Source organism: Sphingomonas hylomeconis (genome assembly GCF_025370105.1).
Classification (GTDB): Bacteria; Pseudomonadota; Alphaproteobacteria; order Sphingomonadales; family Sphingomonadaceae; genus Sphingomonas; species Sphingomonas hylomeconis.
Window position 1 is genome coordinate 136,428 of sequence record NZ_JANQBK010000003.1, and the last position, 13,864, is coordinate 150,291.

Annotated in this window: 12 protein-coding genes; 9 read left to right on the plus strand and 3 right to left on the minus strand. The window is 68.3% G+C overall.

Annotated elements, in window-relative coordinates; genetic code table 11:
• Positions 1–123: 123 nt before the first annotated feature.
• The 5 genes from NV401_RS04440 to NV401_RS04460 all read left to right on the plus strand — a co-directional run bounded on the left by NV401_RS04440 (position 124) and on the right by NV401_RS04460 (position 6,637).
• Complete coding sequence (locus NV401_RS04440) at positions 124–2,376, plus strand: TonB-dependent receptor (RefSeq protein ID WP_261293187.1); 2,253 nt, start codon at positions 124–126, stop codon at positions 2,374–2,376.
• A 29-nt stretch (positions 2,377–2,405) separates the two neighbouring features.
• A complete protein-coding gene (locus NV401_RS04445; protein WP_261293188.1) occupies positions 2,406–3,806 on the plus strand; it encodes an FAD-binding oxidoreductase in 1,401 nt (466 codons plus the stop codon).
• Positions 3,803–5,134: an MFS transporter gene (locus NV401_RS04450; protein WP_261293189.1), complete on the plus strand. Its 1,332-nt coding sequence runs from the start codon at positions 3,803–3,805 to the stop codon at positions 5,132–5,134. The genes NV401_RS04445 and NV401_RS04450 overlap by 4 nt, the downstream gene beginning before the upstream one ends.
• A 64-nt stretch (positions 5,135–5,198) precedes the next feature.
• A complete protein-coding gene (locus NV401_RS04455) occupies positions 5,199–5,933 on the plus strand; it encodes a helix-turn-helix transcriptional regulator (protein ID WP_261293190.1) in 735 nt (244 codons plus the stop codon).
• Complete coding sequence (locus NV401_RS04460) at positions 5,930–6,637, plus strand: FadR/GntR family transcriptional regulator (protein WP_261293191.1); 708 nt, start codon at positions 5,930–5,932, stop codon at positions 6,635–6,637. The genes NV401_RS04455 and NV401_RS04460 overlap by 4 nt, the downstream gene beginning before the upstream one ends.
• A gap of 56 nt (positions 6,638–6,693) precedes the next feature.
• Here the strand turns inward: NV401_RS04460 and NV401_RS04465 are convergent, their stop codons facing one another.
• The 3 genes from NV401_RS04465 to NV401_RS04475 are packed head-to-tail and all read right to left on the minus strand — an operon-like array spanning position 6,694 to position 10,863.
• Positions 6,694–8,097, minus strand: coding sequence for a TolC family protein (locus tag NV401_RS04465; protein WP_261293192.1), 1,404 nt, complete (start codon positions 8,095–8,097; stop codon positions 6,694–6,696).
• Entirely contained in the window at positions 8,094–9,176 is a 1,083-nt protein-coding gene (locus tag NV401_RS04470) for an efflux RND transporter periplasmic adaptor subunit (RefSeq protein ID WP_261293193.1), read from the minus strand. The genes NV401_RS04465 and NV401_RS04470 overlap by 4 nt, the downstream gene beginning before the upstream one ends.
• Positions 9,160–10,863: an ATP-binding cassette domain-containing protein gene (locus NV401_RS04475; protein WP_261293194.1), complete on the minus strand. Its 1,704-nt coding sequence runs from the start codon at positions 10,861–10,863 to the stop codon at positions 9,160–9,162. Before NV401_RS04475 ends, NV401_RS04470 begins: the two co-directional genes overlap by 17 nt.
• A gap of 222 nt (positions 10,864–11,085) precedes the next feature.
• Here NV401_RS04475 and NV401_RS04480 point away from each other — a divergent pair, with 222 nt between their 5' ends.
• From NV401_RS04480 to NV401_RS04495, 4 genes are all read left to right on the plus strand, one after another.
• The gene (locus NV401_RS04480; RefSeq protein WP_261293195.1) at positions 11,086–11,403 is read left to right on the plus strand and encodes a hypothetical protein; all 318 of its coding nucleotides are present in this window, start codon (positions 11,086–11,088) and stop codon (positions 11,401–11,403) included.
• 152 nt (positions 11,404–11,555) lie between these two features.
• On the plus strand, positions 11,556–12,680 hold the full coding sequence (locus NV401_RS04485) for a metallophosphoesterase (protein WP_261293196.1): 1,125 nt from the start codon (positions 11,556–11,558) through the stop codon (positions 12,678–12,680).
• A gap of 57 nt (positions 12,681–12,737) precedes the next feature.
• Positions 12,738–12,938, plus strand: coding sequence for a ComEA family DNA-binding protein (locus NV401_RS04490; RefSeq protein WP_261293197.1), 201 nt, complete (start codon positions 12,738–12,740; stop codon positions 12,936–12,938).
• Between the two features lie 64 nt (positions 12,939–13,002).
• Entirely contained in the window at positions 13,003–13,863 is an 861-nt protein-coding gene (locus NV401_RS04495) for a type 1 glutamine amidotransferase (RefSeq protein WP_261293198.1), read from the plus strand.
• Position 13,864 lies beyond the last annotated feature (1 nt).

The following is a 13,864-nucleotide window of genomic DNA, read 5'->3' on the forward strand; positions in this document are numbered from 1 at the left end:
CCGGCTTCCGATCGGCATAGTGTTTCCGCATGCACTCTCCGGCCTATCTGATAGGACGAACCCACCTACCTGATAGGTGGGGCAAGACAGGCGCGGCAACAGCGTCTTCATGGGAGAGACACGATGTCGGGTTTCCGTCACTTCACCAGGCGCGCGCTGCTGACCGGCGCTGCATGCGCGTTGCTTATCCCGGTCGCTGCCGCAGCGCAGGACGCATCCGAAGCGCAGGCGACACCGACATCGGATACCAGTGACAGCGCGGATATCGTGGTCACCGCGCTGAAGCGCAGCGAGCGGCTGCAGGATGTGCCGGCGTCCGTCTCGGTCGTCTCGGCGACCGATCTGACCAAGCAGGGTGTGGTTCGCTTTTCCGACTATGCGACGCGCGTGCCCGGCCTGTCGCTGACCTCGGTGCGCACCGGCCAGTCGCAGGTCACGCTGCGCGGCATCACCACCGGCGCGGCGCAATCCGCCTCCTCGACCGGCTATTATATCGACGAGGCACCGATCGGATCGGTCAACGCCTATGCCGGGGGCAGCACCACCACGCCCGATCTCGATCCGTCGGATCTGTCGCAGATCGAAGTGCTGAAAGGGCCACAGGGCACGCTGTACGGTGCGGGCGCGGTCGGCGGACTGCTCAAGTTCGTGACGGCATCGCCGAGCTTTTCCGAGCTCGGCGGACGCATCTCCGGCGGTGTCACCGATGTCGCGCATGGCGCCATGGGCTATGCCGGGCGCGGCGTGATCAACATCCCGCTCGTCACCGATCAGCTGACCGTTCACGTCAGCGGCTTCTATCGGCGCGATGCCGGCTATATCGACAACGTCAATGCGCGCATCGGCCGCGATGACATCAACCGCGCCACGGTGCGCGGCGGCCGCGCGGTGCTGGCGATGAAGCTCGGGCCGGACGTGCGGCTCGATCTGTCGGCGATCGGCCAGGATACCAAGACGCGGGGTCTGAACACGGTCGATGTCGATGCCGTGACGCTGCAGCCGCTGTTCGGCCGGCTAACGCAGAACCGCAACGTGGTGGAAGGCGGCTTCACCAAATTCCGCTTGTACAACGCCACGCTGCGCGCCGATCTCGGCGTGATCGATCTCGTTTCCTCGACCACCTATCAGCATACGGCGTTCAGCCAGGTGACCGACGTCACGCGCAGCTTCGGTGCGCTGCTCGGCGGGCTGTTTGGCATTCCGGCGCTCGGCGTGCGCTCGACGCAGAACACGCGCACCGAACGCTGGTCGGAGGAAGCACGCGCCAATGCCGAGGGCATCGCAAACGGACTGCTCGATCTACAGGCCGGCTTCTACTGGACGCACGAACGCGATTCGAACCGTATCCCGAGCTTCGATCCGTTCCTCACCACGTCCGGGGCGGCGCTGCCGCTGCCGAATATCGTGACTGCGGCGATCCTGTCGAAATACGAGGAATATTCGCTGTTCGGCAATGCGACACTGCATCTCGGGGACAAGTTCGATGTGTTGGGCGGGGTTCGCTACAGCCATGACAAACAGGATTATTTCCAGGATTATAGCGGGCTGATCATCGGCGCGCGCCGGATCAACACCGGCAAGGAGAAAGCGGACATCGCGACCTACCTCGTCTCGCCGCGCTACAAGCTGTCGGACAATGCGATGGTCTATGGTCGGGTCGCATCGGGCTATCGCCCGGGCGGGCCGAACGCCGTGCCGCCGCCCAGCGTGTTCGTCGCACCCGACACGTTCGCGCCCGACCGGCTGACGCAATATGAAATCGGCTTCAAGGGGCAGACCGCGGATCGCACGCTGAGCATCGATGCCGCCTTGTTCTACACCAACTGGAAGGACATCCAGATCCAGACCAGCGCGGCCGGGTTCAACTTCTTCGTCAATGGCGGCAAGGCGCGCAGCCAGGGCGCCGAGGCGACCATCCGCTATCGTCCGGTCGCCGATCTGAACTTCGGGCTCAACGCCGGCTATACCGATGCCAAGCTGGTCAGCGCGGCGCCGGCCGCCGGCGGCGTCGACGGCGATCGCCTGCCGTACGTGCCCCGGCTCGCCGGATCGTTCACCGCCGACTATGACATCCCGCTCGGCGCCACGATGAAGGCGAACATCGGCGGCAGCGTGAACTATATCGGCAACCGCAGATCCGATTACAGCCAGAAGTTCGCCAAGCGGCTGGATGCGTATACGACGGTGGATCTGCGCGCGGGTTTCGGCGACGGTGCCTGGTCGCTCTCTGCCTTCGCACGCAACCTGACCGACAAACAGGCGATCAATGTCGTCGCGCCGGCCGGCCTGGCACCGAGCAACACCGCCGGACAGGTCTACGGCGCATCCTTTATCCAGCCCCGGACGATCGGCGTGGAAGCGGCGCTGCGCTTCTGATCGCGCGGCCCCCGGCAAAGGACGACTGCATGCATATCGACGTCAATCCCGCGCGGCCGGCGCTCGACCCCGGCTTTGTCGCGGCGCTCAGGCAGCGCTTCGGCGACGCGCTGGAGATGGGCGCCGCGGCGTTGGCGCAGCACGGCGCGAGCGAAGCGCATTTCGCGCCGATGGCGCCCGATGCGGTGGTCTATGCGCGATCGACCGAGGAAGTCGTCGATCTGGTCCGGCTGTGCACCGCCGCCGGCGTGCCGATCGTGCCTTACGGCGCCGGCACCTCGATCGAAGGCAATGCGCTGGCGGTGCGCGGCGGCGTCAGCGTCAATCTGTCGCAGATGACCGAGATCGTCGCGGTCCATGCCGAGGATTTCGATTGCACGGTGCAGGCCGGGGTGCGGCGCGAGGAACTCAATCTCCATCTGCGCGATCAGGGCCTGTTCTTCCCGATCGATCCCGGCGCCAATGCGACGATCGGCGGCATGGCCTCGACCCGTGCCAGCGGCACCAATGCGGTGCGCTACGGCACGATGCGCGAGGCGGTGCTGTCGCTGACCGTCGTCACGCCCGATGGCAAGGCGATCAAGACCGCCACCCGCGCCCGCAAATCGGCGGCGGGCTATGATCTGACGCGGCTGTTCGTCGGGTCGGAAGGCACGCTCGGCATCATCACCGAGGTAACGCTCCGGCTGCACCCGATCCCCGAAACGATCAGTTCGGCGGTCTGCGGGTTCGACAGTCTACAGGGCGCGGTCGATACCGTCGTGCAATCGATCCAGTGCGGCGTGCCGCTCGCCCGTGTCGAAATCCTCGACGACAAGCAGATGGCGGCGGTCAACGCCTGGTCCAGGCTCGATTATCCCGAGGTGACGACATTGTTCTTCGAATTCCATGGCTCGCCCATGGGGGTGGAGGAGCAGGTCACGTTGGTCCGCGATCTTGCCGAGGCCAATGGCGGCGGCGCGTTCCAATGGTCCAACCTGCCGGAAGAGCGCGCCAAGCTGTGGAAGGCGCGGCACGAAGCCTATTATGCCGCGGTCAACGTCCGCCCCGGCGCGGTCGGCTGGACCACCGATGTCTGCGTCCCGATCAGCCGCTTGCCCGAATGCATCCTCGAGACGAAGCGCGATCTCGAGGCGGGCACGGTGCCGGCCACGATCCTCGGCCATGTCGGTGACGGAAATTTCCACGTGATCTTCTCGATGGACCCGAATTCGGCGGAGGAATTGCGCGAGGTGGAGGCGATCAACGCCCGACTGGTCCAGCGCGCACTCCTGATGGAGGGCACGTGCACCGGCGAGCACGGCATCGGCCTCGGCAAGCAGGACTGGCTGGTCGCCGAGCTCGGCGATGCGGTGGACGTGATGCGCACGCTGAAGCGCGCGCTCGATCCGCAGGACCTGTTCAACCCCGGAAAGATCTTTTCGTTATGATCGATGCGGTCGTGGAAGAGCGCGCCGATCGCGTGGCGGGGCGGGAATTTAGTCGTGCGGTCCCCGGGCTGCTCGTGCTGTCGCTCGCGCTGGCGGTTGGCTTTGCGCAGATGGGGTCGTTCAGCACGGTGCAGGAAGGCGCCAAGGCGGAACTCGGCTTGAGCGATGTCACGCTGGGCCTGATCCAGGGCGTCAGCGCCGCGGTGCCGCTGGTATTGTTCTCGATCCCGATCGGTATCCTGGTCGATCGCTGGAACAGGATGCGGCTGATGCTGCTGTTTGCGGTGCTGTCGGTCGGCGGTTCGCTGCTGACCGCGCTTGCCGCCAACGTACCGAGCTTGTTCGTCGCGCGGATGATGACCGGCATCGCCACCACCGGCGGGCTCACCGCGGCCCTGTCGCTGGCCGCCGACATGTGCGCGCCGGCGCAGCGCGGCCGCGCGATGTTGCTGGTGACGCTGGGCAAGTCGCTCGGCATCGCCTGCGCTTTCGCGCTCGTCGGATGGCTGTTCGGCCTGTTCGCTGCAGGCTTTTCGTTGTTCGAGGGCGGCTTGCCGTGGCGCGAGGCGCATCTCGCGCTGGCGGCGATCGCCGGGCTGGCGAGCCTGCCACTGTTGCTGCTCGCCGAACCGGCACGACGTGAAGTCGCGGACGGCCCGCGTGCGGCCTTCCGCGGCGTGGCCGATCAATTATGGGCGCGCCGTGCCTTCCTGATCCCGCTGTTCCTGGGCCAGGTATCGGTGGTGATGGCCGATGCGGCGGCCGGCATCTGGGCGGCGCCGATGCTGACCCGCTATTTCGCGCTCACGCCGCAGCAGTTCGGCGGCTGGATGGGCGCGTTGCTGCTCGGCACCGGGATTCTCGGTGCGCTGCTCGGTGGCATGGTCGCCGATCTCGGGCAGAAGAGCGGGCGGCGCGGCGGGCTGCTGATCGGCGCGGTCGCCGCGGCGGCGATCGGCGTGCCGGCGGCGCTGTTCCCGCTCAGCGGATCGATCCCGGTGTTCGCGCTGGCGCTCGGCACGTTGATGCTCGCCGGCACGATCACCGGGCTGATCACCTCCGTGGCGATCACGGTGATGCTGCCCAACGAACTGCGCGGCCTGTGCCTCGGCGCGTTCATCGCCTTTGCCGGCCTGGTCGGCTACGGCATCGCACCACCGTTGGTCGGCTGGGTCAGCCTGCTGCTTGGCGGCGAGCAGCACCTCGCCGCCGGCCTGACCATCGTCGGCGTGGCAACGAGCATTGCAGCGCTGTGCGCCTTCTCCGTCGCCATGCGCCGCGCGCCGTTCACGCCGACCGTGCGGGCTCAACCCAAACCTATAAGATAGGAGTTGATCAACCTATCCGATAGCTTTATAGCACTAGGGAAGGAGGGGCAGGATGGAGTGCATAATGACGTCGCTCGAGATGATGGCGCCCGAGATGACGGCGGTCATCGGACCTGGCGTGATCGATCCGCCGCTCGCCGCATCGCTCGTGCTGGCCTTCAGCCTGGGCGAGATGCCGATCCTCGCCATCCAGACGACAGACCAAGCCAGCGCTAAAGCCGCATTGCGGTTGTGTGTCACCGAGGATGTCTGCCGCCGCCTGTTCGGCCAGGTGCCCGCCATGCCCGCCGCCTTTCATCTCCCCAGCGACCTGCGCACGATCGCGCTGGCGATCCGCGACTGCACGCTGGACGGCGCTGCCGGCGTGACCTTGCGGAGTGCCAAGAGCACCGAATTGCTGTGCGAAAGCATCGCTGCATTGCTCGGTGGCCAGTTGGTGCCCGCCACGCCCAATGCGGCACTGTCCGAGCGCGACACCCGCCGGATCGTCCAGGCGCGCGACATCATCGACCAGCATTGGCGCGAGAAGCTGACGCTGGATACGATCGCGGGCACGTGCGGGGTCAACCGGGTGAAACTGACGAGCGGGTTTCGCGCGATGTTCGGCCTGAGCGTTGCCGATGCCATCGCCGAACGGCGGCTCGGCGGTGCGCGACAGATGCTGCTGGCGACCGATCTGCCGGTATCGTCGGTCGGTTATGCCTGCGGCTATCTGAGCAATGCCAGCTTCACGCGCGCCTTCTCGCGCCGCTACGGGGTGGTCCCCTCGCGGTTGCGTGCAGGGGCACTGGCGGCATGAACATCGCCTCCGCGATCGGCGGCAGCCTGGTCGATCAGGCCGTGCGCCGCGTGCGCGATCACATCCGCACGAACAATCTGAAGCCGGGCGACACGCTGCCCGGCGAAGGCCATTTCGCGGCTGAACTCGGGGTCAGCCGTGCGGTCATGCGCGAGGCGTTCGGGGCGTTGGCGGCCTTGCGCCAGATCGATGTCGCCAACGGCCGGCGCGCGCGCGTCGCGGCGATCGACGGGACGGTGATGAGCGCCTCGCTCGACCATGCCGTGGCGACCGCGCAGATTTCCGTTCCCGATGTGTGGGACGTGCGCCGCACGCTGGAACTGCGCACGGCCGAACTCGCCGCGCGCCATCGCAGCGACGCGGATGCGCGCCGGATTATCGATCTGGCGGCGGCGATGATCGTCGATCGCAACGATCTCGACGCGCGCACCCGGCATGACATCGCCTTTCACCAGGCCATCGCGCAGGCGAGCGGCAATGCGCTGTTTCTGCAGATCGTGCGATCGTTCGAGGCGCTGATGCTGGTGGCGGTGCCGACGGCATGGCGGACCCGCACCGACATCGAGCAACAGGATGTGATGCTTGCCCATCACCAGTCCATCGCCAACGCCATCGCCGACCGTGACACCGTCGCTGCGGTGTCGACGATGGACGCGCATTTCGACGGATCGATCAGCGACCTTTTCAGCCGGACGATGCTCTAGCTTTCTTGGGCTGCGGAACGGGATCGGATTCGTCGGACAAGGTTCGCGCGCGATGCTCAATCGGCGAGGCCCAGCGCCGTGCGATCGGCGGTTGCCGCGGCCAGTTCGGCGCGCGCCGCAGCGATGCGGGCCTGCGCGTCGATCAGGCGGACGCGCGCGTCGGTCGCGGTTTCCTCGCGTTGATTGACCAGGAAGAAGTCGCCCGATCCGAGCTCGAAGCGCCGGCGCTCGGCAGCGGCGAGCCGTTCGGCAAGACGCTGCTCTTCCTCGGCGATCCCCGCCAGGCGTTCGGTCGCGCCGACCGCGATGACGATGCCTTCGACTTCGACCGCGATCTGGTCGCGCAGCAAGCGGCTGCGCTGGGTCAGCGCGTCGATCTCCGCGCGGGCCTCGGCGACGCGGCCCTTGGCCGCGCGGTTCTGCAGCGGCACGCTGAAGCGAAAGCCGACCACGGCATCGAGCGGCGTCCGGCTCGGCCCGCCGAGCCCGATCGTGCCGAGATCCTTGCCGACCTCGCCGCGCAGGTCGAGCCGCGGCGCCAGATCGTTTTCCGCCAGCATCAGCCGCGCAGTCGACTGATCGATCCGCGCCAGGATCGCGCGATAGTCCGGGCGGGCGACCGGTGCGGCGCCGTTGGCCGCCACGGGAAGCCCGTCCAGCGCGCCCGCATCGGACGGTAGCCGCTCGGCGGACACCAGCAGCGGCGCGCCAGCGTCATCGCGCAGGTAGAAGGACAGCGCGTTGGCCGCCGTCGCGAGATCCTGTTCGGCCCGGACGGCCAGCGCGCGGCGCCGGACGAGGTTCTGGTCGTTTTCGGTAAGCAGGATATCGGGCCGAGCGCCGAGCGTGATCTGACGCGCGATCGCGCCGCGGCGTCGCTCCGCCAGCGCGAGCAGGTCGCGATAGGCGGCGAGCCGCAGCCCCGCCGCGACCCAGGTCTGATACGCATCGACCGCACGCCGCTGGACGCCGATCGCGACCATCGCCGCCTCGAACCGGGCGACGTCGATATCGCCCCCGGCGACCTGGCGGCGGGTCCGGCGTTCGTCGATCACGCGGTCACGCAGCAGCGCGAACAGCGCACCGACCTTCGCCTCGCCGAGCCGGTTGGTATAGGCCTGATCCTCGTAGATCGGGAAGCTCCCGCGCGAGGCGCGGTAGCCGCCATAGACATAGCCGCCATTGCCGGTGAGCGGCCGCGTCGCGCGGCCTTCGACGACGCTGCCGTCATAATAGCCCGCGACGCGCGACCGGGCGTCGACCTCGAACACCGTGTCGAACGCGCCGTCGGCGGACAGCGCGCGTCCCTCCGCCTGCCGCACCCGCGCCAGCGCCTCGACGATCTGCGGCGCCGCGCGGGCGGAGGAGCGCAGCACGTCGTCGAGCGTCAGCGGCGCGCCCTGCGCCAGTGCCGCGACCGGGCACAGCGCGGCGAGCAGGAACAGGATGGCGCGGCTCATTTCTTGCCGCCTTCCGTGTCGCCCGCTTGCTTGGCCGGGGCGGCCTTCGCCTCCTCCTTGGCGGGGGCGGCCGGGCGGCGGCCGAATTCGAGCGGGAAATCGTTGAGCTGGCGCCACAGCTCGTAGCCGACCAGCACCGTCTCGCCCTGCACCCAGCCGCGCACCTTGCCGCCGGGGCGGACATAGTCTCGTGCCGGCCAGGCGGGCTTGCCCGGCGCCGGCTCGACCAGGATGCGAAACAGGCCATCGGGGGCGGCATTCGGATCGACCGCGCGGATCCGCCCGTCGAACATGCCCTGCGCGACCGACGGCCAGCCGCTGAACTGGATCGCCGGCCAGCCTTCGAATTCGAGCCGGACCGGGCGCCCGGCGCGCACCAGTGGCATGTCGCGGCCATCGATATAGAGTTCGACCGCGCGCTCGACGCGCTCGGGCGCGATCACCGCGAGCACCGTGCCCGGCGACACCAGCGAACCACCGGTCGCGGCGTTGAGCTGTTGTACGCGACCGTCGCGCGGCGCGCGTACCAGCTGCGCGGACTGGCGGTTGAGCTGGATGTCGATCCGGTTGAGCTTTGCGCGCGCCTCGGCGAGCTTGGCGTCGGCGTCCGCGATCTTGATCTGCGTCTGTTCATAATCGCGCCGCGACGCGAGCCCTTCGGCGAACAACTGGCCGGTGCGGCGCACGTCGATCCCGGCGACCGCACGGCCCTGCTCGATCGCGGCGATCTCGGCCTGGACCTGCGCGCGTTCGGCGCGGAGACGCGAGAGCAGGTCGGGATCGAGATCGACGACGCGCGCGATCGGATCGCCGCGGGCGACATGCTGCCCGTCCTGGACGAACCAGCGCTCGACCCGGCCCGGCACGAACGCGGTGACCTGCTGCTGGCGGTCGTCGGGATCGAGCGCGACGACCTGGCCGGTGCCGCTGGCGGTCTGCACCCACGGGACGAGCGCCATGATCGCCGCGGCGATGGCGATCCCGAACAGCAGCATCCAGGCGAGCGCGACGGCGATGCGCGGCGCGCGCATTGCGGCGAGCGTCGGGAAATGCGCGATCCGGTCAGGCCGATACGGCATCGTCACCTCCCGTCTGCGCCGCGCGCCGCGTCTCGGCGATCAGCGCGTCGCGCGTCGCGAAGCGCCGCTGGCGATGCGGTTCGAGGCGGAACCACCCGTCCAGCGTGATATCCTCGGGCCGGCCGGTGCACAGCAGCACCGTCGTTTTCGTCGCCTTGAGCTGCTGGAGCACGTCGGTCAGCCGGTCGGCCGGAATCAGGTCGTAGAGCTGCGACAGCATCAGCACGCGCGGGCGGACCAGCAGCGCGTTGGCGAGCTTCAGCGCCATCACCTCGCCGATCGACAGCGGATAGCCCGAGGCGGCAAGCGGGGTATCGAGCCCGTGCGGCAGCTGCGCGATGCGCGCGCGCAGGCCGACCGCGTCGAGCGCGTCGAGCATCGCGCCCGACAGCGCGCCGGTCGCGCCGAGCGAGAGATAGTCGCGGATCGTGACCTCGACGATGGTCGGCCGATCGAGCACCATCACTTCCGAGCGCAGCAGATACATGTCGAACGTCGCCAGATCCGCGCCGCCGACGGTGACCAGCCCGCGCGCCGGCACGCTGTGGCGCTTGAGCACCATCGCGAGCAGTCGTTCGGCGCCGCCGTCCGCCAGCGTCACGAGTTGTTCACCGGCCGCGATGGTGAAGTCGAAGCGCGCCTCCTCGACCTCGACCCGCTCGAGCCGGACCGCCCCGTCGACCGGCGCCTGGCCCGCCGCCTCCGCCGCCTGCTCCTGCGGGATGGCGAACAGCATCGATAATTCCTCCGCGCTGGCGACGAAGTCGTACAGCGTGTCGAGATACCAGCCGAGCTGCGAGATGCCGTAGAACACGCCGCTCAGGATCAGTTCGGCGGCCACCAGCTGACCGATCGACAGTTCGCCGCGCAGGATGAGATTGCCGCCGAGCGCGAGCAATGCGGCGCTGGCCAAGGCGTAGAGGAGCAGGAAGGCGACGGTCTGCGTGAAACTGTAGCGGAAATAATGCCGGTGCCGGTCGACATAAGTGGCGGTGACGGCTTCGGAGCGGTCCATCGCGAAATCGAGACGACGGCTCGATTTGTAGAAGCCGTTCGACGCGCCGACGCTTTCCAGCCAGCGCGCCGCATCGTGCTTGGCATGGCTGAGCGCGACCGCCGAGCGGATCGAGCCCCGCGACCAGAGCAGCCAGATCGCGGCCACGAGCAGCAGCAGCAGCGCGTTGAAGGCAAGGAAGAAGGGGTGGTAGAAACTCGTCACGACCAGCCCGACCGCGGATTGCAGCAGGATCGTGAAGCCGCCGATGACCAGGCTCGGCACCGCCTTCTGCACCACCACCAGATCGAAATAGCGATTGAACAGGTCGCCGCGATTCTGATCGACGAAGAACGGGTTCTGCGCGTGCACCGCGCGCACCGTGATCTCGGCGACGACGCGCGCGAAGAAGCGCCGCTCGAACAGCGCCATCACCCAGAAGCGCAGCGCGCTGAGCCCCGCGACCAGCAGGAGCAACAGCAGCAGCAGCCCGGAAAGGGTCCAGAGCGGCGCGGGGAGGGCGGTGTTGGCGACGCTGTTGATCAGCAGTTGCACCGAGATTGGCGTGGCCAGCGACAACAGGCTGATCGCCACGCCATAGACCAGCGCCAGGCGCAGGTAGGGCGTATCGGGTCCGACAATCTCTGACAGCCAGCCCGCCGCCGCGCGCCAGCCAATCGCTTTGCCTGCCATGGTGCTCGTCCGTCTCGATCGACCCCGGGAAATGGATCGCCCCGACGGTCTTTGGCGCAAGGATGGGTAAGCTTTACAGGGCGCGGATTATAGCTGGCGGCGAACCGCGCGCAACAGGCCGGCGCGCCAACGACAGTCCCTGTTTGCCATCCGCCTGGTTAGGCCTAGTAGGGTGCGATGCGCCGCCCTCGATCCTTGCGTTTTGCCGCACCTGCCGTCCTGATGGCGCTCGCGAGCGTCGCAGGAGTGTCGACATCGGCCTTTGCGCAATCGGCCGCGGCGCCGAGCGGCACGATTCGCCTCTCGGACGAGGAGCGGAATGCCATCCTCGACAGCAATACGGTCGAAAGTGCCGCTGCCGCGCGCGGCGAACGGGAAAGCACGCCCGCTGCCGGCCGAGCCATTCATGGCGAGGTGGGCGTGATGATCGGATCCAATGGCGCACGCGGCGCCTATGGTGTCGCCGAAGTCCCGCTGGGGGAGAGCGCCGACATGATCGTCTCGTTCGAAAGCACGCGCTACGGCAACAGGCGGCGCTAAGTTCCATGGCGCGTCGCTGCCCGAACGGGGGCGGTGAACGCGCGGTCGGCATCCGGGAGGCGCCATGAGGTGGGTGGGCCGCGCCGGGATCGTTCGGCCTGCCATGTCGTTCATGCCTGCGCAGCCCGCGGCGATCCCTTGCCACACGGAGAATGACGATCTTCAATCTCGTTTTCGCGGTTCCGGCCCTGCTGGTCATCGTGCGCTGGCTCTGGCCGCTGTCGCTGCCGTTCTGGGGCAAGGGGGCGATCGCCGTGCTGCTCCTCATCGTATCGCAATATCATCTGTGGAGCCGGCTCTCCTCCGGCTCGGTGTTTGCGCCCGAATTCCCGCGCACGATCGTGATCCTGTTCAACTGGGCGTTCGGCGCGATCGTCATCCTGCTGTTTCTGCAGCTGCTGGTTGATCTCGGCATGCTCGCGGTCATGCTGGTTCGCCACGCGGCGGTCGGCGTGCCCGACGGCGTCCGCTATGCCGTGGCCGGCGTGGCGGCGCTGATCTCGGCGATCGGGGTCGCCAACGCGACGCGCGTGCCGCCGTTCAAGGACATTGCGATCGACATTGAGGCGCTCCCGCCAGCGTTCGAGGGCTATCGGCTGCTGCAACTGACCGATCTGCACATCAGCCGGTTGTTTCCCGAGCGCTGGGCGCGCGCGGTGGTCGATCAAGCCAATGCCTCGGGCGTCGACCTGATCGTCGTCACCGGCGATTTCATCGACGGATCGGTCGACATGCGGCGCGCCGACGTCGCGCCATTGCGCGATCTGCGCGCGCCGGACGGCGTCTATGCCATTCCGGGCAACCACGAATATTTCTTCGATTACGATGCCTGGATGCGCCATCTGGCCAGCCTCGGGATGCGCATGCTGCCCAATGCCCATGTCCTGCTGACCCGCGGTGACGCGCGGATCGTCCTCGCCGGCGTCACCGATCTGTCGGCGCCGGCGCACCGGCAGGCCGGGCCCGATTTGGCGGCGGCGCTGCGCGGCGCACCGCGCGATGCGCCGATCGTCCTGCTGGATCATCAGCCGCGCCGGGCGGCGCAGGCGGCGGCGCGTGGCGTGGCGCTGCAACTCTCCGGGCACACCCATGGCGGCATGGTCGTCGGGCTGGACCGGCTGGTCGCGCGCGGCAATGCCGGTTTCGTCTCGGGGCGCTATGCGGTCGGCGGGATGACGCTCTACGTCAGCAACGGCACCGCCTTGTGGCCGGGCTTTGCGCTCCGCCTGGGGCGGCCGCCCGAAATGACGCGCATCACGCTGCACGCCGCCCGCTGATCGCGGAACTCTATCGCGGCCCGGGCGCTGTGCTGGCGCAAGCGGAGCAGCGCATCGATGGACGACAGGATCAATCTCAACACGGCGTCGGCCGCCGAACTGGACGCGATACCGGCGCTCAGGGGCCATGGTCCCGAGATCGTCCGCTATCGCGGCGAGCGGGGCGGGTTCAGCGCGCTGCGGCAGCTCGACGAGGTGCCGGGGCTGGCGGGCAAGACCGACGATCTCGGCGGTTCGCTCAGCATCGGCGAAGGGTAAGCGTTCGCTCGCATCGCCCGCCGTCACCTCCCCATCACGATCGAGAGTCGCCCTGCCACAGTTCATGATCGCCGAGAGCGAGACCCCGGACGAGCGCGACGCGCGGCGCGCGCATGCCGGCAAGAGTTCGGGCGAAACCTATGCCGCGACCTTGCGGCAGCTCGCACCGGACTGCGTGATCGACATCGTCCAGCCGGCGGACGACGATGCGCCGGCCTATGCGCCCGAAGACCTGCTCCGCTACGATGCGGTGTTCCTCACCGGATCGCCGTTGCACGTATATGACGATACGCCCGCGGTGCGCCGGCAGCTTGCCTTCATGCGCGCGGTATTCGCCGCGGGAACGCCGTCGTTCGGGTCCTGCGCCGGGCTGCAGATCGCCGTGGTGGCGGCCGGCGGGCGGGTGCGCAAGATGCCCGACCGGATGGAAGCGGGGATCGCCCGCCGGATCGTCGCGACGGCGGCAGGGCGCAGCCATCCGCTGCTCGCGGATCGGCCGGGGACATGGGATGCGGCCGCGATCCATGGCGATGAGGTCGAACAGCTGCCGGACGGCGCGACGCTGCTCGCCACCAATCCGGTGACGCGGGTCCAGGCGGTCGAGATCCGCTACGACCGCGGCATTTTCTGGGGTGTCCAATATCATCCCGAGCTCGCGCTCGGCGAAATTGCCATCGCGCTCAGGCGCCAGGCGGACGATCTCGTCGCGGCGGGGCTGGCCGAGAGCGATCGCCATGTCGAAGCGCAGGCGGACCTGATCGAGGCGCTGCACCGGGAGCCGGACCAGCGCGCGCACCGATGGCGGCTCGGCGTGGATGGCGAGCTCGCCGACGAGGAACGCCGCCGCCGGGAAATCGTCAATTTCCTGGCGGCGTTGCCGGCGCTGGATCGGCGCCCGGCGGGGGCAGTGGCTCCCGCCGGGTAAC